Annotated in this window: 22 protein-coding genes and 1 tRNA gene; 20 read left to right on the top strand and 3 right to left on the bottom strand. The window is 36.8% G+C overall.

Annotated elements, in window-relative coordinates; translation table 11 throughout:
- Positions 1-184: 184 nt before the first annotated feature.
- From A6A10_RS09590 to A6A10_RS05195, 5 genes are all read left to right on the top strand, one after another.
- Positions 185-532: an HNH endonuclease family protein gene (locus A6A10_RS09590; protein ID WP_170143748.1), complete on the top strand. Its 348-nt coding sequence runs from the start codon at positions 185-187 to the stop codon at positions 530-532.
- Between the two features lies 1 nt (position 533).
- Positions 534-1,379, top strand: a complete 846-nt coding sequence (locus A6A10_RS05210; protein WP_121121295.1) for a hypothetical protein — start codon at positions 534-536, stop codon at positions 1,377-1,379.
- Between the two features lie 184 nt (positions 1,380-1,563).
- Positions 1,564-1,752: a hemagglutinin repeat-containing protein gene (locus A6A10_RS09695; protein WP_121121297.1), complete on the top strand. Its 189-nt coding sequence runs from the start codon at positions 1,564-1,566 to the stop codon at positions 1,750-1,752.
- Positions 1,667-2,713 carry a VENN motif pre-toxin domain-containing protein gene (locus A6A10_RS05200; RefSeq protein WP_121121299.1) on the top strand — a complete coding sequence of 349 codons (1,047 nt, stop codon included), beginning with the start codon at positions 1,667-1,669 and terminating at the stop codon, positions 2,711-2,713. Before A6A10_RS09695 ends, A6A10_RS05200 begins: the two co-directional genes overlap by 86 nt.
- A gap of 572 nt (positions 2,714-3,285) precedes the next feature.
- Positions 3,286-3,831 (top strand): carboxymuconolactone decarboxylase family protein, encoded by a 546-nt coding sequence (locus tag A6A10_RS05195; protein ID WP_121121301.1) that lies wholly within the window; start codon positions 3,286-3,288, stop codon positions 3,829-3,831.
- Positions 3,832-3,985: 154 nt separating this feature from the next.
- On the opposite strand, the gene cspD is transcribed toward A6A10_RS05195, so the two are convergent.
- A complete protein-coding gene (gene cspD, locus A6A10_RS05190) occupies positions 3,986-4,195 on the bottom strand; it encodes a cold shock domain-containing protein CspD (protein WP_121121303.1) in 210 nt (69 codons plus the stop codon).
- A gap of 112 nt (positions 4,196-4,307) precedes the next feature.
- A complete protein-coding gene (locus A6A10_RS05185) occupies positions 4,308-4,871 on the bottom strand; it encodes a YceB family lipoprotein (RefSeq protein ID WP_121121305.1) in 564 nt (187 codons plus the stop codon).
- Between the two features lie 99 nt (positions 4,872-4,970).
- On the opposite strand from A6A10_RS05185, the gene A6A10_RS09665 reads away from it, so the two are divergent.
- The 14 genes from A6A10_RS09665 to A6A10_RS05120 all read left to right on the top strand — a co-directional run bounded on the left by A6A10_RS09665 (position 4,971) and on the right by A6A10_RS05120 (position 20,405).
- Positions 4,971-5,102 (top strand): hypothetical protein, encoded by a 132-nt coding sequence (locus tag A6A10_RS09665; RefSeq protein ID WP_257792054.1) that lies wholly within the window; start codon positions 4,971-4,973, stop codon positions 5,100-5,102.
- 71 nt (positions 5,103-5,173) lie between these two features.
- Complete coding sequence (gene lolA, locus A6A10_RS05180; RefSeq protein ID WP_121121308.1) at positions 5,174-5,800, top strand: outer membrane lipoprotein periplasmic chaperone LolA; 627 nt, start codon at positions 5,174-5,176, stop codon at positions 5,798-5,800.
- 77 nt (positions 5,801-5,877) lie between these two features.
- Positions 5,878-6,186, top strand: a complete 309-nt coding sequence (gene trpR, locus A6A10_RS05175) for a trp operon repressor (RefSeq protein ID WP_121121310.1) — start codon at positions 5,878-5,880, stop codon at positions 6,184-6,186.
- Entirely contained in the window at positions 6,173-6,940 is a 768-nt protein-coding gene (gene mtgA / locus A6A10_RS05170) for a monofunctional biosynthetic peptidoglycan transglycosylase (protein ID WP_121121312.1), read from the top strand. The genes trpR and mtgA overlap by 14 nt, the downstream gene beginning before the upstream one ends.
- Before the next feature lie 70 nt (positions 6,941-7,010).
- A complete protein-coding gene (gene nfsA / locus A6A10_RS05165; protein WP_121121314.1) occupies positions 7,011-7,730 on the top strand; it encodes an oxygen-insensitive NADPH nitroreductase in 720 nt (239 codons plus the stop codon).
- On the top strand, positions 7,727-8,632 hold the full coding sequence (locus A6A10_RS05160; protein ID WP_121121316.1) for an ATP-grasp domain-containing protein: 906 nt from the start codon (positions 7,727-7,729) through the stop codon (positions 8,630-8,632). Before nfsA ends, A6A10_RS05160 begins: the two co-directional genes overlap by 4 nt.
- An 82-nt stretch (positions 8,633-8,714) precedes the next feature.
- Positions 8,715-10,046, top strand: coding sequence for a chromosome partition protein MukF (mukF, locus tag A6A10_RS05155; protein ID WP_121122258.1), 1,332 nt, complete (start codon positions 8,715-8,717; stop codon positions 10,044-10,046).
- Positions 10,047-10,131: 85 nt separating this feature from the next.
- A complete protein-coding gene (mukE, locus tag A6A10_RS05150; RefSeq protein WP_121121318.1) occupies positions 10,132-10,851 on the top strand; it encodes a chromosome partition protein MukE in 720 nt (239 codons plus the stop codon).
- Complete coding sequence (gene mukB / locus A6A10_RS05145) at positions 10,851-15,320, top strand: chromosome partition protein MukB (protein WP_121121320.1); 4,470 nt, start codon at positions 10,851-10,853, stop codon at positions 15,318-15,320. Before mukE ends, mukB begins: the two co-directional genes overlap by 1 nt.
- 260 nt (positions 15,321-15,580) lie before the next feature.
- Positions 15,581-16,810: an aromatic amino acid transport family protein gene (locus A6A10_RS05140; protein ID WP_121121322.1), complete on the top strand. Its 1,230-nt coding sequence runs from the start codon at positions 15,581-15,583 to the stop codon at positions 16,808-16,810.
- Between the two features lie 41 nt (positions 16,811-16,851).
- Complete coding sequence (locus A6A10_RS05135; RefSeq protein ID WP_121121324.1) at positions 16,852-18,231, top strand: L-serine ammonia-lyase; 1,380 nt, start codon at positions 16,852-16,854, stop codon at positions 18,229-18,231.
- Between the two features lie 92 nt (positions 18,232-18,323).
- Positions 18,324-19,481, top strand: coding sequence for a radical SAM family heme chaperone HemW (hemW, locus tag A6A10_RS05130; protein ID WP_121121326.1), 1,158 nt, complete (start codon positions 18,324-18,326; stop codon positions 19,479-19,481).
- A gap of 3 nt (positions 19,482-19,484) precedes the next feature.
- Positions 19,485-20,231 (top strand): molybdopterin-synthase adenylyltransferase MoeB, encoded by a 747-nt coding sequence (gene moeB, locus A6A10_RS05125; RefSeq protein WP_121121328.1) that lies wholly within the window; start codon positions 19,485-19,487, stop codon positions 20,229-20,231.
- Between the two features lie 98 nt (positions 20,232-20,329).
- Positions 20,330-20,405, top strand: a tRNA-Asn gene (locus A6A10_RS05120).
- Positions 20,406-20,523: 118 nt separating this feature from the next.
- Here A6A10_RS05120 and metF read toward each other — a convergent pair.
- Complete coding sequence (gene metF, locus A6A10_RS05115; RefSeq protein WP_121121330.1) at positions 20,524-21,414, bottom strand: methylenetetrahydrofolate reductase; 891 nt, start codon at positions 21,412-21,414, stop codon at positions 20,524-20,526.
- Between the two features lie 305 nt (positions 21,415-21,719).
- Here metF and icd point away from each other — a divergent pair, with 305 nt between their 5' ends.
- A complete protein-coding gene (icd, locus tag A6A10_RS05110; protein ID WP_121121333.1) occupies positions 21,720-22,970 on the top strand; it encodes an NADP-dependent isocitrate dehydrogenase in 1,251 nt (416 codons plus the stop codon).
- The last annotated feature ends 147 nt before the right edge of the window (positions 22,971-23,117 follow it).

Below are 23,117 nucleotides of genomic sequence, written 5' to 3'. Positions count from 1 at the left end.
CCAACAAGCGACAGGTAAGTTTGAAACGGTTTACAATATCAAAGTTGAACAGTTTAGCACTTACCATATAGGGCATTTAGGTGTTTGGGTACATAATGCGAATTGTTGTGATTTTACGAATAAATATGGCAATATCGAACAAAAGCTCAGAGTCGGTGGTTGGGTTGATGAAAAAACGGGTAAAGTGAATTATTTAGATCCATCGGATGGTGTATATAAATTATTGCCTGATGGTGTAAAAGTTTCAATCGACCATATTCTGCCTCAATCGGCGTTTAAAAGGATACCGGGCTTTAATAAATTACCTAGAGAGGTGAAGAAAGCATTGATTAATGATCCAAGTAATTTACAGCCGACACCACTACATATTAATATTTCAAAAGGAGCGAAAGTTGGAGATAAGATATTGGAATGGGAAAAAGTTAAGTCAACAGGAGAACTAATCTCACTAAAATATAGACAAAAAATAAAGACAAGGCAAGATCAAATAATAGATATGGTAACAGAAGAAGTTAAAAAAAGAGGGTTATAAAATGAAATTTGTTAATGAGCAGGAACTGCGTAAGCTTTTTACAACAATTTATTATGATATGAATGATATACCCTATGAGTCTTTATCTTTAACTAAACTTAATAGAAAATTTAATGATTATAATTTTTTTCAATATGGGGATTTATTTGAGTATATTATTGCACCATTCAAAGATACGCAACCGTTATCTTATGAGTATTTAATACAAGGACAATTTTTTTATGGGGTTGATAAATCAAATGATCCTTTTCCTTTTGGAACTGATTTTACTCAATTAGGAATTGTAGTAAATGATAGAGCCTATTTTATTTATTATGATCCTTATTCTTATGCTGAAAATAATCAACAATACTCAACTATTCCATTAGCAATATTAAACTCTTGGCTATATCGGAGTAGGCGATGGGGTATTATAGAAGAGACTGTGCATGGTATTTATAAAAGCACGCTTCCTTCAACATTATTAATGCCATTACATTCATTGATTGCTGGTTTTGAAGATAAGAAAGGGTATGCGTTACCCAAATATGTGGATTTTTTAGAGGCGAAATTCAATCATTCATTTAGACAAGAATATGATACAGATGATTTTCTTGATGATGAAAAGTATTTTGAGTTACGCTGTTTACTCGATACCCGCCCAAATGAAAGTTGGGATAAAAGTGGTTTTCAGCTTTTTGTCTCTTCCCATAATCAGGAAAGAAATGTGTATCTTGTTCCCCAAGCGGATGTATTGAAAATCAAAAAACTGAGCAACCCCGCAGAAGCCATCGACCACTACGCCACCCACCTTTTCGCCAAAAAAGAGGGGGAATTTGACTTTATGCAATACGCCGAGGATTTCTAACCCTCTATTGCAACAACACAAGCGGTAAGATTTCATTCAAAATTTGCAAAAAATAAGAGGAAACTTACCGCTTGTAGTTTCTAATAAACGCAGGGAATCTTCACCTTAAAACGACAGAAGGAGATATTGATATTCTCGGCTCCACACTCAAAGGTAAGCAAGTAATACCCAAAAGAACAGCTACATTAACGGAGAACAGGTTACGATAAAAACCGGCGAAGATGCGAACTTTAAAGGAGGGGTAGTGAATGCCGAGCAATTAAAGGCGGAGATTGGTAACAATCCTAATGGCACATGCGGTATTGGGTGCAATAGAAGCACAGGTTACAGGCAACCACGCTCTTGCAGGTGCGGCGGGAGCGGTTGCGGGTGAGTTGAGTGCGAAAATCATAACAGAAAAACTCTACAACAAAACCCCAGACAAACTGACAGAATCTGAAAAACAAACTGTTGCGACCCTAAGCCAAATCGCAGGGGGATTAACGGGTGGTTTAGTTGGCGATAGCACAGGCAGTGGTATCAGTTCCGCAGGGATTGCGACAAGGGCGGTGGAGAATAATTTTCTTAGCAATGCAGAAGATGAAAGACTTTTTAACCTATCTAAAACATATAATGAACGAGGATGGTTATCTTCTCAGGAACAAAATGAGGTTGTAAATTTGCTACTAAAAGATTATTTGATCGATAAAAATATTATGAAGTATCAATCTGATCCGAGTAGTCTAACGGAACAGCAACGACGAGATTTAGACCTAGAGTTGCATAAAATTGCACACTCTTATGGTTTCCCAGTTGAGACGTTATATAATCTTGATTTTTCACACAGGATAACTCGAGATGATCGCAATTTGCTCTCTTATTTGAAAACTCAAGGAGCAATAAAAAATTCCTTTACCGTGAAATTAGGAGAGTCACTTTATGATGGATTGAATTTGATGACGTTGGCATATGGTGGATTGAATGCCCCTAAAGTGATTGCAGAAACGGGAAGTATCTTAAAGGCAATGAATTCAGCAGTTTCTGGTTCAACTAAAATTGCCATTGGTGTTGGAGCAACAGGAAGCGTGACTTCTCAATTATTAACGGAGGGGAAAATAGATCCAAAAGTATTAGCCCTAGATGTAGGAACAGCTTATATAACTAAGGATAAAGGACTTGCTATGGTGGTAGGTGTGAACGTGTTATCAGGTGGGTTAAGTGCGTATGTAACAGATAATTCAGTTTATGATGGTGCATTAGCAAGTGGTATTGGTTCTACCATTGGTTATGGTGTGGGTAAAAATAAGTTTTGCAATGAGTATAATTTATTTAGTTGGAGTGTATTTATTTTATAAAAATAGAAGGTGATTATTTTATAACTGAAAGTTATTAATATAAAAGTGCGGTAGTTTTTAAAAGTTTCAAAACTTACAGAAAATCAACCGCACTTTTTGTTATTTTAGCCAACCCTCACCATTGTCAGCCAACAAGCGACAGGTAAGTTTGAAACGGTTTACAATATCAAAGTTGAAAAGTTTAGCACTTACCATATAGGGCATTTAGATGTTTGGGTACATAATGCAAATTGTTGTGATTTTGCTAATCGTAAATATGGCAATATAGAGCAAAAATTAAGAGCGGGAGGTTGGGTTGATCCTAAACCTTAAAAACTTACTAATGCACAGTCAAGGTAATACCATATACAGTACCTTGGGAGATAAAAATAGATTAAAAAGAATCAAAGTGTGGTTTGATTTAGATTTAAACATAAATCAGTTGTGATAATGTTAAATAAGATAAGCGATTAGATCTAATAAGTTTTTACATATAACTAAATTGTACTCGATATAGCTAAGTCGTATTTTTATTTTTTATCTATTAGGGGTAATCTTTCAAAGATTTCAGATAACTTAAAAGGAAATATGTGATGAGTACATTTCAAATTCATACTTATGAAACAGCGCCAGAAGATGTAAAGGAAGCATTAAAGGCAGTTAAAAATGCAAACGGGTTTGTGCCTAACTTAATTGGGATTTTAGCGAATGCACCAACTGCATTAGAAACATACCGTACTGTTGGCGGAATTAATGGAAGAAATAGTCTAACAGCAGAAGAAAGGGAAGTCGTGCAAATTACTGCAGCAGTGGTAAATGGTTGTGGCTTTTGCGTAGCAGGGCATACGAAGATTGCATTAAAATTACTAGATATGCCTAAAGATGTAGTAGAAGCAATTCGTGCAACAACTTGTATTGAAAATGATCTTAAATTAGATACATTGGCTCGCTTTACTTTGACAGTGATGTTACAAAAAGCAAAATTATCTGAAGCACAATTAAAAGCTTTCTTTGATGCAGGGTACACTCAACAAAATGCAATTGATGTCATCCTTGGTGTAAGTTTAGCAACCTTATGTAACTATGTTAATAATATCGCTAATACGCCAATTAATCCTGAGTTACTGGATTTTGCTTAATGAGTGATATAAATTGATTTAAAACTAAAAAAGCACAGTGATATAATGGATATGGCTGTGCTTTTTTTATATTTATAATTGAGAATAAAAACCAAAACTGTTCTATTTTTAAAAGAACAATTGGTTAGAATAGTAAGATAGAATTTGGGGTAAACTATTCAATGATTGGTACAATACGAGATGCGGAAGCCCCTTTATCACCGTTAGTAAATTCAAATTGGACTTTTTGTCCCATTTTGAGTGAGCGGTAGCCTTCACCTTCAATTACTGAAAAGTGAGCAAAAATATCGCCTTCAAATACATCTGATGTAATAAAGCCAAATCCTTTCGCATTGTTAAACCATTTTACGACGCCAATTTCCATTGTAATATCTCCGTTATTGTTTATACGCCGTTGATCTTAATAAAAAAAATAAGATTCTCAATTGGCAATATTTAAAATATAGACATTGATCACAAAATTTTTAATAAAAAGTTTAAAATATCGATGTTTCTAACTGTAATGCACCATCTGTTACCACAATTTTTTCTGCAAATTTTTTGATGAGTAACTCTTTGGCTCTACTTTCATCAAGTGTATAGACTGGCGTAGAGTTTAATATTGAAGATAAACCGTCAATGATAAAAGGCATGAAATACTGTAAATCATCTTGATATTTGTCAGGCGAAATTTTCCAGTTTTTTAAGTTAATATCTTTTAGGAATAATTCGCCTTTATTTGGATCGTAGTAAGGCATTGTGGCAATATTAAGATCAATTTTTACGGGATACTGCTTTCTCTTTATTTTTAACAAGCCATCAACAGTTCCTGAGACTTCTACATTTTTATCTGAAGTTCTTCCAATTTGAGTACTGAGATCGTGTAGGTCATAATCAAGTTCAAATATCCTATGAATACCAACAGAATCTTTAAGTGTGACTTTCTTATCTAACTCATTACCTAGATAACTATTGATTTCTTCTTCAGTAATATTAATGTTTGCATGGCAGGTTGTTATGAAAAAGAAGGTAAATAAGAGATATTGTGATAATTTTTTCATAAACTTTCCTTTAAAATTGATCTGATATACTTAAAACAAGTAGAATGGCGATTGAATAGTAGTGAATGTATATCAGTTTTCAATGAAAAGGAATAAGGAATGAAGAAATTTTTGGTCTTAATAATGGCAATTACTCTAGCAGGATGTGCTATTGGTGGGAGTGTTAATGCAGGTGGCGGATCCAATGGTGTCGGGGTTGGGTTCGGTTTGGGAACAGGCATTCGCTTTTAGTTGATTCAGTCGAAATGAACTTTTTATACTGAACTTGTCCAACCAGTTATTCCAAATTAAAAGGGTACATAATGAATAAATTTTTCAAAAAGGCACTCATTGGCTTGTCTTGTTTATCAGTAACATCGTGGGTATTTGCTGATGCTCAATCAGTACAAGAATTGCAAAAACGCTTAGAGTCCGTCACTCAATATAGTGCTGATTTTCAGCAAACAGTACGTTCTAGTAAAGGTGCCGTTGTGCAACAAGGTTCAGGTACGTTTCAAGTGAAGCGTCCTAATCTATTTAGAATGGATACAAAAGCACCACAAGAAAATTTAATTGTTTCTGATGGAAAAACGGTTTGGTTTTATGATCCTTTTGTGTCACAAGTTACTGCAAATTGGGTAGGTGATGCGGTGAATAATACGCCTTTTGTTTTGTTAACAAGCAATGATAAAAATCATTGGAATGAGTACAATGTTGAGCAAAATGTAGATAGTTTTACGTTAAAGCCAAAGTCAAAAAGTAATATTAAGCAATTTGATATTCGTATTGATAGTACTGGACTATTAAAAGGCTTTAGTACTATTGAGAATGATGGGCAGAGTAATCTTTATATCTTGAGAAATATTACAACAGCAACTTTACCAACAAATTTATTTAAATTTGATGTACCTAAAGGTGCGGAATTAGATGATCAACGTACAGGTAAATAGAAAAATAGTAAACAAGCGGTGAGATGCAGACAATAATCTGCATGTCATCATTTATTTTTATTTTAAAGCGAATGATTATGAAAGCACTTTATCAACAAAGAGATCCAAAAGAATGGCAGAGATTTATTGATTTGCTGAAACAATCCGTTGTGGAAGATCGTGTGGAAGAGTTACTATCAATGTTATTAACAACTGATGAGCGAAGCTCATTAGGATTACGAGTACAAATAATTGATGCATTGTTAAATGGGCAAGACTCTCAAAGAGAGATCCAACAGCAACTCAATACCAGTGCAGCAACTATAACTCGAGGTTCAAATATGTTAAAAACAATTGAGCCAGAAATTCGTGATTGGATAAGTAATAAGTTAAATGGTGAAGGTTAGTTTTAGTTTAACAAAATGGTGTTTGCGTAAATATTTTATTCCTTCCTCAAAAATAAAAACAATAAAAGGCTGGTTATGGTTTTTTATTAGTCGAATAGTGGTATTATTTAGCAGTTTTTATTTCTTACTCACTTTGCTGTTTTCTTTAGTTCCTATTCCATTTTCTGCCTATATGCTCGAGAAACAAATTGAGCATATCGGTAGCTCTGATTATCAACAAAATTACGAATGGGTACGTGCGGATAAGATTGCATGGCAGATGAAGATGGCGGCGATTGCAGGGGAAGATCAAAAATTTGATCAGCACTATGGTGTAGATTGGGATTCAATCAAAAGTGTCGTGACTGGAAGCATATTTGGGGATGCTAAGTTAAGAGGAGCATCAACCATTTCACAACAGACGGTCAAAAATCTCTATCTCTGGCATGGCACAAGTTGGATCAGAAAAGGCATCGAATTGCCTTTGACTTTATTGATTGAAACACTGTGGAGTAAGGAACGAATACTTGAGGTTTATCTTAATATTGCAGAATTTGGTGAAGGAATTTTTGGTGTAGAAGCCGCTGCCAAGCACTATTTCCATAAAAGTGCGTCATCACTTAATTTATCTGAAGCTTCGCTACTTGCAGCATCATTGCCTAATCCTCTTATTTTTAAGGTATCAAATCCAAATGCGCAAATGCGTAAAAAGCAACAATGGATAATTTCTCAAATTAGAAATTTAGGTGGTCGCCAATATTTAGAAAAATTATAATCGATGATAAAAACCGATGGAAAACCTATGTGACGACTGATTAAATGAGTTATTAACAAAGGATATAAAAATGAACAGTAAACAAACAGTTGAGACTATTTTATCTCATCGTTCTATTCGTAAATTTACTAATCAACCTATCTCAGAAGAAGTTTTCAATACGCTGATTGATTCAGGGCGTAGGGCATCGAGTTCAAATCATCTTCAAGCGGTATCTATTGTTCGTGTAACCGATCCTAAAATTCGTCAGGGTATTAAAGAAGCATCGGGTATGACTTACGTTGAAGAATGTGCGGAATTTCTAGTATTTTGCATTGATTTTCAAAAACATCATCAGCTTAATCCTGATGCTCAGCTAGATTGGGCTGAAGTCACAATAATTGGTGCAGTTGATGCTGGAATTATGGCTCAAAATGTGCTGTTGGCTGCTGAATCGCTAGATCTAGGTGGGGTTTATATTGGTGCATTAAGAAATAACATTGAACAAGTATCAGAGCTTTTACAATTACCTGAATATTGTGCCCCTTTAGTTGGATTATGTCTAGGATATCCAGATCAAGACCCAGGATTAAAACCACGAGTACCTAAAGAGTTAATGCTTTATGAAAATAGCTATCCTGAATTAGATAAAACCGCAGTAGATAGTTATAATAAAGAATTATTTGATTATTATGAAAAACGTTCAGGAAAAGGATTACACTGGCAAGATGGTATTAAAAAAGCACTAGAACAACCAGTTCGTCCGAATGTATTGCCATATTTACAAAAACAAGGTTTATTGAAACGATGAAATTATTGATGCTTTGCCGTGAACCTCGGCTATACAGTTGCCAACGGCTAAAGCAAGAAAGTGAACAGTTAGGATTTGAAATGGATATTTTGGATCCTAACCGTTTTTCGTTACACCTCTTGAAAGGGCAGTTTCAATGTTATTATCAGCTTGGTGAAAGTTATGATAAAAACCGCCCTTTACCTCAATTAGTCGATCACTATTCCGCTATTATCCCCAGATTTGGCACAACCAGTACTGAAATGGGGTGTTATGTGTTATCACATTTTGAAGCACAACAAATTCCAGTGCTAAATTCATCACAATCCTTTAAATTTGCTCGGGATAAATGGCAAAGTTTGCAATTGTTGGCAGCAGCTAATTTACCCGTCCCCGACACTGCTTTTACGGGTGACTTATTTTCCAATACACAAGCGGTTAAATCATTCACGCCAAGTACAATTATTAAAACCTTGGCAGGCTCACAGGGCGTTGGTGTGATGCTGTCAGAAAATGAGCGAAGTACGGTAAGTTTATTAGATACTTTGCGTGGAGCAAAAGTAAAATCGCTCTTACAAAAATATATCAAAGAAGCAAGCGGACAAGATATTCGAGCTTTTGTGATTGGCGATAAAGTGGTAGCAACCATGGTAAGATTTGGTGCAAGCGGTGAGTTCCGTGCCAATATTCATCAAGGTGGCCACGCAGAAATTATTGAATTAACGGAGCAAGAGCAAGAAATTGCGATAAAAGCAACTAAAATACTAGGGTTAGATGTAGCGGGTGTTGATCTCATTCGATCACAAACTGGCACGATGATTCTTGAAGTAAATGCAAGTCCAGGGCTAGAAATGATTGAGAAAGTGAGTGGAGTGAATATCGCAAAATTAATGATCCAGAATTTATGCAAAAAAATCGCATAATCTAACCGCTTACCTTTCCTATTTGAAGCTGATTAAGTTACAATATAGCCATTTTTGATCAATCATGGTAATTGACTTGCTTATGCATAACGAATTAGTTCAAACCCTTCCAGAACTTATCTCATGGACGAAAGAACGTGAATTTTCCCTTTCATTGCCAACTGACCGCCTTTCCTTTTTGTTAGCCATTTCACTTTATAATAATGACAGATTGGATAGTGAGTTATTAGAAAGCGATTTGCTTGATTTGTTTCGCTATGTTTCTGAAGGATTTGAACAGTCTGAAGCAACACTTATTCAGCGTGCTAATAACGCAATCAACGATTTGGTTAAACAGCGATTTTTAAACCGATTTAGCAGTGAATTTACTGAAGGGCTAGCTATTTACCGCCTTACACCATTAGGTGTCGGGGTTGCGAGTTACTATATTCGCCAACGTGAATTTTCAACATTACGATTATCACTTCAACTTTCCATTGTCGCAAACGAGATTCAGCGTGCATCAGCCTCCGCAGAAGAGGATGGTGATGAACATTTTTGGCGACAACAAGTTTTTGCCCCATTAAAATATTCCGTAGCAGAAATTTTCGATAGCATCGATCTTTCTCAACGTATGATGGATGAAAATCAGCAACAGATCCGTGAACGTATTGCTGCATTACTGAGTCAAAATTGGCACGAAGCGATAGCAACTTGTCAGCAATTATTAGATGAAACGTCAGTTAATTTACGAGAGTTACAAGACACCTTAAATGCTGCTGGCGATAAATTGCAAGCACAATTATTGCGTATTCAAAGTTGTTTGATTGGACGCCGCGATTTGGATTTTATCGACGTAGTGGTCATTAATTTACAAAACAAGCTAGATCGCATTATTAGCTGGGGACAACAAGCCATTGATTTATGGATTGGTTATGATCGCCACGTGCATAAATTTATCCGTACTGCAATAGATATGGATAAAAATCGCGTATTCGGGCAACGTTTACGACAATCCATTCAAGATTATTTTGATGCACCTTGGATGCTTTATACTGCTAAAGCCGATAGCTTATTAGACTTGCGTGATGATGAAAGCGAGTTGAATGATGCTGAGGCTGTTGGTGAATTACCAAGCGAATTAGAATATGAATCACTTTCTGATGTGCAAGAGCAAATTATTGCCATTATGCAAGCCCACCTTATTCCTTACCGTGAAGAAGGTAAGCCAATTGATTTAAGCTTAATTTTAAAAGAGCAACTTGCGAAATATCCACTTTCTCGTCATTTTGATGTAGCAAGAATTATTGTTGATCAAGCGGTTAAATTGGGTATGGCAAGTGATGATAACCAAGCGGTTTACCCAAATTGGAAAGCCATTAATGACAATGGTGCCGAAGTTCAGGCGAATGTAATCGATCAATATAAAGTATAAGCGGTCAGATTTGAGTAAAATTTTACCAAAACAAGCGAATGTATAACGAATACTGAAAATACAGCATACAGACTGAGAAATAACTATGACAGAAACCCAAGATCTTATCCCAACGAAATTAGCACAAGCGATTGCTAATCCTATTTTCCCTGCACTAGATAGCCAGTTACGTTCAGGGAGACATATTGGCATTGAAGCGTTGGATGAACACGCTTTTTTAATGGATTATCAAGCTGAATTAGAGCTTTTTTACCGTCGTTATCACGTTGAATTAATTCGTGCACCAGAAGGGTTTTATTATTTACGTCCTCGTGCATCAACGTTGATTCCTCGCAGTATGATGAGTGAAATGGAAATGCTAGTGGGAAAAGTGCTTTGTTATCTCTATCTTAGTCCAGAACGTTTGGCACAACAGGGTATTTTTAGTTATGACGAAGTCTATCAAGAATTATTGAGCTTGGCGGATGAAACAAAATTATTAAAAGCGGTCAATCCTCGTTCTAGCGGTTCGGATTTAGATAAGGCGAAATTGCAAGAAAAAGTGGGGGGGGCGTTACGTCGTTTACAACGTATTGGCATGATTAGTCGAGTAGGTGATCAGAACAGCAAAAAATTTATTATTTCAGAGTCAGTATTCCGTTTTGGTGCAGATGTCCGTTCAGGAGAAGATCCAAGGGAAGCACAACGTCGTTTATTGCAACTTGGGGAAGCAACCACTCCAATGGATTTACAAGACATAGAAGTAGAAGATGAAATTGAACAAGATTCTGATGATGAAACTGAATTAATGGGTGAGGAAGAATAATGGAAAATAGCGTATCGCAAACTGTTGCACCAATCACACCGCTTACTCGTGCGGAGGCGATTGTCCGTGGGAAATTTAGCTCATTAACACTAATTAACTGGAATGGTTTTTTTGCTCGTACCTTTGATTTAGACGAATTGGTTACGACCTTATCAGGTGGTAATGGGGCAGGGAAGTCCACCACAATGGCGGGCTTTGTGACTGCACTTATTCCCGATTTAAGCTTGCTAAACTTCCGTAATACCACCGAAGCGGGTTCCACTTCAAGCTCAAGAGATAAAGGACTATACGGCAAATTAAAAGCAGGTGTTTGTTATGCCGTATTAGAAAGCGAAAATTCCCGTGGAGAACGCATTATTTCAGGTGTGCGATTACAACAAATTGCAGGACGAGATAAGAAAGTCGATATTAAGTCTTTTTCCTTGCAAAATATTCCAAAAACGCAGTCGATTATCAGTATCTTAACGGAACAGGTTGGCGATAGAAATGCCCGTGTTTTAGCATTAAATGACTTAAAAGAAAAATTTGAAGAGTCAGAGGTTACTTTCAAACAATACAATGCGATTACCGATTATCACAGTTTCTTATTTGATTTAGGCGTATTGCCAAAACGTTTACGCTCTTCTTCAGATCGTAGCAAATTCTATAAATTAATTGAAGCCTCATTATATGGTGGGATTTCAAGTGTAATTACTAAATCTTTGCGTGACTATTTGTTACCGGAAAATACAGGTGTGCAACAAGCTTTCCAAGATATGGAATCAGCATTGCGTGAAAACCGTATGACATTAGAAGCGATCAAATTAACTCAATCTGATCGTGATATGTTTAGAAAGTTAATTACGGAATCGACCAATTATGTGTCCGCAGATTATATGCGTCACGCAAATGAGCGACAGGGTAACGTTAAAGATGCTGTAGAAAAACGTCAAGAATGGTATCAAGCGAAATCTAAGCTAACCACAGAGCAACAACGATTAGTCGAGTTTAGCAAAGAGGCGGAAGATTTATCTCAATCCGAATCACAATTAGAGACAGAATATAATCAGGCGACCGATCATCTTAATCTTGTATCGAATGCAATGCGTCATCAAGAAAAGGTTGAACGTTACCAAATTGATATTGAAGAGTTATCTGAAAAATTAGAAGAGCAACAAATTGCGGTGGAAGAAGTTCACGAGCAAGTGGAATATGCCCAAGAAAAAGCGGATTCATCGGATGAATTAGTTGAAGATTTGCGTACACAAATGGCAGATTATCAGCAAGCGTTAGATGCCCAACAAACTAGAGCCTTACAGTATCAGCAAGCAGTCCAAGCCTTAGAAAAAGCGAAACAATTATGTGGTTTACCACAGCTTGATTTACATAATGTGGAAGATTACCACGCGGAATTTTCTGCTCAAGCAGATGAGATCACAGATACAGTATTCGATTTAGAGCAACGCCTTTCTGTATCGGATATGGCGAAAAGTCAATTTGATAAGGCGTACGATTTAGTTTGCAAAATTTCAGGTGGAACAGACCGCTTGCAAGCGTGGGATGAGGCAAAAGCATTATTAGATTCTTACCCAAATCAAAAAGCACAGGTTCAACAAGCGGTGACTTTACGTCAAAAATTAGCAGAATTAGAGCAACGTTTGCATCAACAACAAAATGCAGAGCGTTTATTTAATGAGTTTGCTCAGAAATCGCAATCAACGATTACGCTTGATAATGTGGCAGATCTTGATAGTTATTATGAAGAGCAACAAATTCGCTTAGAAGATTTAGAGGGCGAATTATCAGAACTTGTTGAAATGCGTTCAACCCATCGTCAGCAACGTGATCAACTGGCTAAACAATATCAACAATTAGCTCAATCTGCACCTGCGTGGCATACGGCTCAATCAGCATTGGCTCGTTTACAAGAGCAATGTGGCGAAACCTTTGAAGCAAGCCAAGCTGTAATGCAATTTATGCAAAATACGTTAAGTAAAGAGCGAGAGGCGACATTAGCTCGAGATAAATTAGCCAGAAAAGAGCAAAGTTTAGATGAGCAAATTTCCCGCTTAAGTCAACCAGATGGGGCAGAAGATATTCGCTTAAATCCTTTAGCCGAAAAGTTAGGCGGTGTGCTGTTATCTGAATTGTATGAAGATGTATCTTTAGAAGATGCACCTTACTTCTCCGCCTTATATGGCGAAGCTCGTCACGCTATTGTGGTGCGGGATTTAGAGTCAGTTAAACAGCAACTTGCTGATTTAGATGATTGCCCTGATGATCTCTATTTAATCGAGGGAGATCCGAATTCATTTGATGATAATGTATTTGATGCAGAAGAAGTCGCTGATGGGGTTGTGGTACAGGTATCAAATCGTCAATGGCGTTATTCTAAATTCCCAGAAGTACCATTATTTGGCCGTGCATCTCGTGAGCAACAGCTTGAAAAATTAAAAATCGAGCGTGATGAAACGTCTGAACAACACGCAGAAAAAGCTTTTGATGTGCAGAAATGCCAACGTTTATATCAACATTTAAGTCAATTTGTTGGTACACATTTATCCCTTGCATTTCAGCCTGATCCTGAATTAGCAATGCAAGAAATCACTCAACAACAAGCAGAAATTGAGCGTGACTTAGCCCAAGCAAGCGGGCAAGAACAACAAATTCGCCATCAGTTAGATAATGTCAAAGCTGAATTGCAATTATTGAATAAATTGTTACCACAAGTCAGCTTATTGGCGGATGATTCGTTAGCCGATAAAGTTGAAATTTATCGTGAGCAATTATTAGAAGCACAAGAAGATGAACAATATATTCGTCAATTTGGGCAATATTTAGCACAACTTGAGCCAATTGCGGTGGCGTTAAAGAGCGATCCAACTCAATTTGACCAATTACAAGCGGATTACAAGCGGTCAGTTGAGCAACAAAAATTGCTAAAACAGAAAGTATTTAGCCTTGCAGATGTAATGAATCGTCGTTTGCACTTTAGCTATGAAGATAGTGTTGGTGCAGAGGGTTCAGCATTAAATGAAAAACTCCGTCAGCAATTAGCAAATGCACAAGCTGATCGTGAGAAAGCCCGTGAGCAATTACGCCAATCTCAAGCAAAATTAGCGGAATATAATCAAGTTTTAACGGTATTACGCAGTACTTACGACACCAAAAATCAATTATTGCAAGAGTTACTGCACGAAATGGATGAATACGGTATTCGTAATGATCCAGAGGCAGTAGAGCGAGCAACTATTCGTCGTGATGAGGCACAACAACGCTTAAATCAACAACGTACACGTCGTAGCTATGTTGAAAAACAAGTAGCTGTAATTCAAGCCGAAATGGACGGAATGCTTAAAGCAGTGCGTAAAGCAGAACGTGATTACCATACTCAACGTGAAATTGTGGTGCAAGCAAAACAAAGTTGGTGTTTAGTGTTGAAAATGTCACGGGATAGTGATGTCGAAAAACGCTTAAATCGTCGTGAGTTAGCCTATCTTTCTAGCGAAGAATTACGCTCTATTTCTGATAAAGCGTTGGGTGCGTTGCGTCAAGCGGTTGCGGATAATGAATATTTACGTGATACCTTACGTTTGTCCGAAGATAGTCGTAAACCAGAGCATAAAGTTGCGTTCTTTATTTCCGTCTATCAACACCTACGTGAGCGTATTCGTCAAGATATTATCAAAACAGATGATCCGATTGATGCGATTGAGCAAATGGAAATTGAGTTATCTCGTTTAACGAATGAATTAACGAGCCGTGAGAAGAAATTGGCGATCAGTGCGGAAAGTGTGGCAAATATTTTACGCAAAACTATTCAGCGTGAGCAAAACCGTATTCTACAACTTAACCAAGGACTACAAAATATCGCCTTTGGTCAAGTAAAAGGGGTGCGTTTAGTGGTGAATATTCGTGATACTCACGCAATTTTACTTAATGCCTTATCGAGTGAACGTGAGCAACATAGCGATCTTTTCGAGAATCAACAATTAAGTTTCTCTGAGGCATTAGCGATGTTGTATAAACGTGTCAATCCACATATTGAAATGGGACAACGTACGCCACAAACCATTGGTGAGGAATTGTTAGATTACCGCAATTACCTTGACCTTGAAGTCGAAACCTACCGTGGTGCAGATGGTTGGATGCGAGCAGAAAGTAGCTCACTTTCAACAGGGGAAGCAATCGGTACGGGTATGTCTATCTTATTGATGGTTGTACAAAGCTGGGAAGAAGAATCTCGCCGTTTACGTGCGAAAGATATTTTACCTTGTCGTTTACTCTTCTTAGATGAGGCGGCTCGTTTAGATGCGATGTCAATCAATACATTATTTGAATTGTGTGAACGTTTAGATATGCAATTATTGATTGCAGCCCCTGAAAACATTAGCCCAGAACGAGGAACAACCTATAAATTGGTGCGTAAAATTGCTAATAACCAAGAGTATGTACACGTTGTTGGATTAAAAGGATTTGGGGAACATTAAACACATCCCTATTTGTTGATTACTAAGATTAATTTTGTAACATAGATAACCGGTTGATATATAAGCAGTCTTATAAATTTAGATATTCTGACTGCTGTATAATCGACCGGTTAATTTATTAGAAGTGAGAAAAATTTTATTTAGATCATATTTAAGTGACTTCTCATTTGTGATTTTATTTTCTAGGACTATGATCCTTTCCGCTCAATATGGGGCTTTCTTTATTACAATAAAATCATTATTTGTGAGGATGTATTTTTATGGATAATCTTACGTCAAAACGTTTTGCACTTACTTGGATCTTAAATCTCTTTGGGACAGCAGTTGGAGCAGGAGTACTATTTCTTCCAATCAATGCCGGTATGGGTGGCTTTTTTCCGTTAATTATCATGACACTTTTAGTCGGCCCAATGACCTATTTAGCTCACCGAGGATTAGCTCGCTTTGTTTTATCATCTTATCAAACTGGTAGTGATATTACCCAAGTGGTTAAAGAGCATTTTGGTGATGGAGCAGGAAAATTAATTACGCTATTGTATTTTTTTGCCATTTTCCCAATTTTGTTGATTTATGGTGTAGGGATTACCAATACGGTTTCCTCTTTTATCGAGAATCAGTTACACTTTACCCCGCCACCAAGAATTGTCTTATCATTTATATTAATTGCAATCATGATTAGTGTGATGTTATTAAATGAAAGAACGATGTTAAAAATTACAACACTTTTAGTTTATCCTCTTGTGGCAATTTTATTTGGTTTATCTTTATATTTAATTCCACATTGGAATGGGGCAATTTTAAACCAAATGCCGAATAGTGATAATTTTGCTCTGACACTATGGCTAACGATTCCGGTATTGGTCTTTTCTTTCAATCATTCTCCCGCAATTTCGTCTTTTGCTTTATCACAACAGCGTTTTTATCAAGAAGCAAATAAAGTGGATGTAGAAAGTAGCCGAGTGTTACGTTCAACGGCAATGATTCTTGTATTGTTCGTGATGTTTTTTGTGTTTAGTTGTGTACTCACGCTGACACCTGATGAATTACAAGAAGCGAAAGTCCAAAATATTTCGATTTTATCTTATTTAGCGAATAAATTTGATAATCCGATTATTTCTTACTTTGGGCCTTTTGTCGCATTTCTTGCTATCGGTAGCTCTTTCTTCGGGCATTATTTGGGTGCGAGAGAAGGATTGGTCGGTCTTATCAATCAAATGAGAACAGATCCAATTGAGCCTGCAAAATGTAAAAAAATCACAGCGGTGGTTTTCTTCATTATTTTATGGATTGTGGCAACCTTAAACCCAAGTATTCTTGGTTTTATCGAAAGTCTAGGTGGACCAATTATTGCCATGATTCTTTTTATTATGCCAATGTATGCAATTCATAAGATCCCAGCACTACAACAATTTAGAGGGAAATGGAGCAATGTATTTGTGGTAATCATGGGTTGTATTGCCATTTCTGCAACAGTCTATGGATTATTTTAAAGAGATAATATTTCGTTTTATTTATTGGTTATGTAGGTTTTATGATTAGTGTATTTGATATGTTTAAAGTGGGAATTGGACCGTCGAGTTCTCATACCGTTGGTCCAATGAAAGCAGCTAAGCTGTTTGTCGATCAATTAATTAATCGCAAATTATTAGCTCAAACTGACCGCTTGCAAGTTGATGTTTATGGCTCTCTCGCCTTAACAGGTAGAGGACATAGTACAGATATTGCCATTGTTATGGGGCTTATGGGAGATTTGCCTGATAATGTAGATATTGAACGTATTGAAATCGTGATCGCTGAAGTTAAAGCGGATAAAACACTCGTTGTCGCGGAAGCATTTTCTGCTCATAGCAAAAAGATCGCATTCGATTTTTTCAACGATATGCCATTTCACTATGATTTTTTACCTCGTCATGAAAATGGGTTGATTCTTCGAGCATTCAATAACGATTCGCTCTTATTTGAACAAACGTATTATTCAATCGGCGGTGGTTTTATTGTTTCAGAAGATGAATTCGATCTGACCAAGCAGGAAAGTGTAGAGGTTCCATTTCCTTATAAAAGCTCAGCAGATTTACTAAAACACTGTAAAAATCAGGGCTTACCGTTATCTAGCTTAGTTTGGAAGAATGAACTTGCGATCCATTCTAAAATGGAAATACAAGACTACCTTGCTAAAGTGTGGCAAACGATGGATGAATGTATTGAGCGAGGTATGCACACAGAAGGGCTGTTACCCGGTCCATTGAAAGTGGTTCGCCGAGCAGCTGCATTACGTCGCACACTGCAAGCATCGAGTAAATTAAATAGCGATCCGATGCAAATTATTGATTGGGTCAATTTATTTGCTTTAGCGGTCAATGAAGAAAATGCAGCGGGCGGGAGAGTAGTTACCGCTCCAACAAATGGAGCTTGTGGCATTGTGCCTGCTGTATTGGCGTATTATCGGCAGTTTGTTGGCGAGTTAACGCCTGAAACGGTCGAGCGATATTTATTAACGGCTAGTGTAATCGGCTCATTGTATAAAATGAACGCCTCAATTTCTGGAGCAGAAGTGGGGTGTCAAGGTGAAGTGGGTGTTGCATGTTCTATGGCGGCGGCAGGGCTAACTGAAATTATGGGCGGTACACCAGAACAAGTTTGTGCAGCAGCTGAAATTGGAATGGAACATAATTTAGGATTGACTTGTGATCCTGTTGGCGGGCAAGTGCAAGTCCCTTGTATTGAACGGAACGCTATTGCATCAGTTAAGGCAATTAATGCGTGCAGAATGGCGTTACGTTTATCTTCAGAACCTCGTGTTACTTTGGATAAAGTCATTGAAACCATGTATGAAACAGGACGTGATATGAATGCTAAATATCGTGAAACCTCAACAGGTGGGCTTGCGATTAAAATCGTGCCTTGTGATTAATTATCCCTAAGTATTCAAAAAACACTGAATTGATAGACAAGAGAATGGCGACAAGGGATAATGTCGCCATTTTTTATTATTAATGGATCTTTGTGAAACTCACTTTACCTCCCCTAAGCCTTTATATTCATATTCCGTGGTGTGTGCAAAAATGCCCATATTGCGATTTTAATTCGCACGCTCAAAAAGGTATTATTCCTGAAACCGACTATATACAACACCTATTAAATGATTTGAAACAGGATTTGAGTTCGCATAAAGATGCGATTCAAGATCGTAAATTACATTCCATTTTCATTGGCGGAGGCACACCAAGCTTATTTTCAGCAGAGGGTATTGCTTATTTGTTAGAGAATATTCAGCAATATATTGCGTTTGAAGAAAATATTGAAATTACCTTAGAAGCTAATCCTGGTACGGCGGAGGCAGAGCGTTTTATTGGTTATGCACAAGGTGGTGTGAATCGTATTTCAATGGGCGTGCAGAGTTTTGAGCCTGAAAAATTATTAAAATTAGGGCGAATTCATGATAATAATGAAGCGGTACAAGCGGTCGGTTTTGCTAAAAATGCTGCAAAAAATGGTTTAACCAGTTTTAATATTGATTTAATGCATGGTTTACCTAACCAATCTGTGAAACAAGCTTTGGCAGATTTAGAACGCGGGATTGAATTATCTCCGCCTCATTTGTCGTGGTATCAATTGACAATCGAACCGAATACGATGTTCTATTATCGCCAGCCTACATTGCCAGACGATGATGATTTATGGGATATATTTGAACAAGGTCATCAATTATTGATCAAAGCAGGTTATGAACAGTACGAAACTTCAGCCTATGCTAAAAAAGGCTATCAATGCCGACATAATCTCAATTATTGGCGGTTTGGCGATTATTTAGCGATTGGTTGTGGGGCTCACGGAAAAATTAGCTACCCTGATGGAAATATTTACCGCTTTAGTAAAACAAAACACCCGAAAGGCTATATGCGAGGGGAGTATTTGTATCAGCAAGATCCGATTGAACTCGCAGATCGCCCTTTTGAATATTTTATGAATCGTTTTAGATTGTTAGAAGCTGTGCCTAAACAACAATTTGAAGCTTATACGGGGCTGAATGAGCAAATCGTGCGGACAACAATGGATTGGGCTTTATCTGAAAATTACATTACAGAAACAGCGAGCCATTGGCAAATTACTCAGCATGGCAAGTTATTTTTAAACACATTACTAGAGGGCTTTTTAGATTAGGTTATGGAATTAACAGATCAAGAAATGCTACGTTATAACCGTCAAATCATGCTAAAAAGCGTTGATTTTGAGGGGCAAGAAAGACTGAAAGAGAGTCGAGTATTAATTATCGGACTTGGAGGGTTAGGCTCCTCCGCCTCACAATATTTAGCAAGTGGTGGAGTGGGGCATTTAACTTTAGTCGATTTTGATACGGTTTCGGTATCTAATTTGCAACGTCAAATATTATATACGGACGAGATGGTGGGTTTATCTAAAGTAGAATCAGCCAAGCAACGTTTATCACAACTAAACCCGTATATTGAAATTGAAACGATAGATAAAAAGCTGTCTCAATCGGAGTTGAGTACACTTATTCCGCAATATGATGCCGTTGTGGATTGTACGGATAATGTCGAAATTCGTAATCAATTAAATCAAGCGTGTTTTTCCGCTAAAAAGCCATTAATTTCAGGTTCGGCGATTAGGTTTGAAGGACAAGTTTCTGTCTTTCTTTATCAAGAAAATGAACCGTGTTATCAATGTTTAAGCCAATTATTTGGTGATAATGTTCTCAGTTGTGTAGAGGCGGGCGTTATTGCGCCGATTGTGGGAGTGATTGGCAGTTTGCAAGCTTTAGAAACGATCAAAGTTTTATTGAATATAGGGAAAACTTTATCGGGTAAATTGCTTGTGATTGATGGATTGAATTTCTCGGTAAGAGAAATGGCATTACCTAAACAGTCAAATTGTGCAATTTGCAGTAAATAAATGAGGAAAAAATCACTCGTAAAATTAAAGAATTGCAAAGATTAGCTTTAACCCTTTGACGAGAAATTTAATTTCACTTAAGATTCACACCGTTTTGTTCCTCTTTAGTTCAGTCGGTAGAACGGCGGACTGTTAATCCGTATGTCGCTGGTTCAAGTCCAGCAAGAGGAGCCACTTTATTTCCTCCTTTACTTTTGATCTTGTTTTATTTGTCTCCTTTGATAAGACATTAATTCATACCTCCAGAATTAGATCAAAAGATTTACCCCTCAAGAGTTTTGAGGGGTTTTTTTCAGTTTTTTATAGAGGGTCTAGCACCTAAAGTATGGCAAATTGCGTAACTTAATTCAGAGCGATTTAATGTATAGAAGTGAAAATCTTTTACACCTTCTTTTGACAGAATTTTCACCATATCAATTGCAATACTCGCACCGAGTAAATTACGAGTAGTTTGATCGTCATCTAATCCTTCATACAATTTATTCATCCAACTTGGAATTTTCACATTGGTAATTTTTGACATTTTTACTAATTGTTTAAAATTAGAAACGGGTAAAATACCTGGCACAATTTCAACATCAATGCCAACAGTTGCACAGCGGTCACGGAATCTAAGATAGCTATCAATATCAAAGAAAAATTGAGTAATCGCACGACTTGCTCCTGCATCAATTTTCTTCTTAAGATTGAGTAAGTCCGCTTGTGCTGATTTTGCTTCAGGATGAACTTCTGGATAAGCGGCAACTGAAATATCAAAATCAGCGACTTCTTTCAATAAACTGACTAAATCAGAGGCATAAAAAGGTTTTTTCGCATAACCTGCAGGTTCATCACCTCTTAGTGCAACAATATGACGTACTCCACTTTCCCAATAATCTTTTGCAATTTCTCTTAGTTCATCAGGTGTTGCATCAATACCTGTAAGGTGTGGTGCAACCGTAATGCCTGTTTCCTTTTGAATATTTTTAACGATATTGTGTGTGCGATCACGCTCACCTGAATTGGCTCCATAAGTCACAGATAAAAATTTAGGCTTAAGTACTTTTAAACGATTAACAGATTCCCAGAGTAAAGATTCCATTTTTTCATTTTTAGGAGGAAAAAATTCAAATGAAATATTAATTTTCCCGTTCAGATCAGCAATGCTTTGATTTAAAAGATCAATTTCTTTTGCATAGCTCATATAGACTCCTTACTTTATTTTGATTTTTATTGTCTTTGCATATTGTTTGGATATTTAGATGTTTAAACATCTAGATGTTTAGATGTCTATTAATCTATTCTAATGTGTATTTTATGTCAATAGGGTAATTTGCATTAGATTGTAAAATTTAATACGTACTAAATATGTAATATTTGACTTAACCCGCAAAAATTATGTAAACAATTTGTAAAATTATTGGTAAGATAGGCAAGATTATTTTTTAGGTAAATTGCATGATGTATCGCAAATTTGTCCATTTTACTTTTACTTTGAGGAGCCATCTAATGCAACATAAAGTCCAAAAATCCACATCAGGTCAAGCCATTACTCTAAATAGTGATGGTTCATTGCTTGTTCCTAATAATCCTATTATTCCTTTTATTGAAGGGGATGGAATCGGGGTAGATGTCACTCCTGCAATGAGGGATGTTATTGATGCAGCAGTTAAAAAAGCTTACAAAGATAAACGTAAAATAGAGTGGCTTGAGATCTATGCAGGGGAAAAAGCCAATAAAATCTATGGTGACAATACATGGTTACCAGATGAAACACTTGCCTTAATTAAGGAATACCATATTGCAATTAAAGGTCCTTTGATGACCCCAGTTGGTGGCGGTATTCGTTCATTAAATGTGGCGATGCGTCAAGGGTTAGATTTATACAATTGCTTACGTCCTATTCGTTACTATGAAGGTACACCAAGCCCAGTAAAACATCCTGAATTGGTTGATATGGTGATTTTCCGTGAGAATTCAGAAGATATTTACGCAGGGGTTGAATGGGTCGCAGGTTCAGCAGAAGCAGATAAAGTCATTGAATTTTTACAAAAAGAAATGGGTGTGACAAAAATTCGCTTCACAGAAGATTGCGGTATTGGCATTAAACCCGTATCTAAGCAAGGTACACAACGCTTAGTCAGAGCAGCGTTGCAATATGTGATTGATAATGATCGCGACTCTTTAACTTTAGTGCATAAAGGTAATATCATGAAATTTACTGAAGGTGCATTTAAAGAGTGGGGATATCAAGTTGCTAAAGAATTTGGGGCTGAACCTATTAATAATGGACCGTGGCACAAGTTAATTAATCCAAAAACAGGTAAAGAAATTATCGTTAAAGATAGTATTGCAGATGCCTTTTTACAAGAGATCTTATTGCACCCAACAAATTATGATGTGATTGCAACACTTAATTTGAATGGAGACTACATATCCGATGCACTGGCAGCACAAGTGGGCGGCATAGGTATTTCACCAGGTGCAAATATTGGTTCAGAAGCGGCAATATTTGAGGCAACACATGGAACAGCACCAAATATTGCAGGACAAAATAAAGCTAACCCAGGCTCAATTATTTTAAGTGGTGAAATGATGTTACGTCACTTAGGATGGTTGGAAGCTGCTGATTTAGTGGTTAATGCAGTATCAAAAACGATTGCTAATAAAACAGTAACTTTTGATTTTGCAGAAACATTAGAAGGCGCCCAGTTAAGATCAACTTCTGAATTTGCACAAGATATAATCAATAATATGTAGTAAACTATTCATTGATTGATATTAATATTGGAATGGAGGCCATCTTTAGTATAAAGATGGCTTTTTGTTAACAAAAATTGTGATATTGTTAACAAAATGTAAAATATTATTTATTTTGTTTTTGTCTATTTTTATTTCCTCGGCTAT

Source organism: Otariodibacter oris (assembly GCF_009684715.1).
Lineage (GTDB): Bacteria > Pseudomonadota > Gammaproteobacteria > Enterobacterales > Pasteurellaceae > Otariodibacter > Otariodibacter oris.
Note: the sequence above shows the minus strand (reverse complement) of the source record. Positions and strands in the feature narration are given on the sequence as shown.

Coding starts and splice junctions, on each gene's coding strand:
- moeB (WP_121121328.1), top strand. CDS start 19,485: ATGGAATTAACAGATCAAGAAATGCTACGTTATAACCGTCAAATCATG.
- nfsA (WP_121121314.1), top strand. CDS start 7,011: ATGAACAGTAAACAAACAGTTGAGACTATTTTATCTCATCGTTCTATT.
- mtgA (WP_121121312.1), top strand. CDS start 6,173: ATGGTGAAGGTTAGTTTTAGTTTAACAAAATGGTGTTTGCGTAAATAT.
- mukE (WP_121121318.1), top strand. CDS start 10,132: ATGACAGAAACCCAAGATCTTATCCCAACGAAATTAGCACAAGCGATT.
- cspD (WP_121121303.1), bottom strand. CDS start 4,195: ATGGAAATTGGCGTCGTAAAATGGTTTAACAATGCGAAAGGATTTGGC.
- A6A10_RS05160 (WP_121121316.1), top strand. CDS start 7,727: ATGAAATTATTGATGCTTTGCCGTGAACCTCGGCTATACAGTTGCCAA.
- A6A10_RS05135 (WP_121121324.1), top strand. CDS start 16,852: ATGATTAGTGTATTTGATATGTTTAAAGTGGGAATTGGACCGTCGAGT.
- A6A10_RS05200 (WP_121121299.1), top strand. CDS start 1,667: ATGGCACATGCGGTATTGGGTGCAATAGAAGCACAGGTTACAGGCAAC.
- A6A10_RS05140 (WP_121121322.1), top strand. CDS start 15,581: ATGGATAATCTTACGTCAAAACGTTTTGCACTTACTTGGATCTTAAAT.
- A6A10_RS05210 (WP_121121295.1), top strand. CDS start 534: ATGAAATTTGTTAATGAGCAGGAACTGCGTAAGCTTTTTACAACAATT.
- A6A10_RS05185 (WP_121121305.1), bottom strand. CDS start 4,871: ATGAAAAAATTATCACAATATCTCTTATTTACCTTCTTTTTCATAACA.
- trpR (WP_121121310.1), top strand. CDS start 5,878: ATGAAAGCACTTTATCAACAAAGAGATCCAAAAGAATGGCAGAGATTT.
- icd (WP_121121333.1), top strand. CDS start 21,720: ATGCAACATAAAGTCCAAAAATCCACATCAGGTCAAGCCATTACTCTA.
- mukB (WP_121121320.1), top strand. CDS start 10,851: ATGGAAAATAGCGTATCGCAAACTGTTGCACCAATCACACCGCTTACT.
- lolA (WP_121121308.1), top strand. CDS start 5,174: ATGAATAAATTTTTCAAAAAGGCACTCATTGGCTTGTCTTGTTTATCA.
- A6A10_RS09665 (WP_257792054.1), top strand. CDS start 4,971: ATGAAGAAATTTTTGGTCTTAATAATGGCAATTACTCTAGCAGGATGT.
- mukF (WP_121122258.1), top strand. CDS start 8,715: ATGCATAACGAATTAGTTCAAACCCTTCCAGAACTTATCTCATGGACG.
- metF (WP_121121330.1), bottom strand. CDS start 21,414: ATGAGCTATGCAAAAGAAATTGATCTTTTAAATCAAAGCATTGCTGAT.
- A6A10_RS05195 (WP_121121301.1), top strand. CDS start 3,286: ATGAGTACATTTCAAATTCATACTTATGAAACAGCGCCAGAAGATGTA.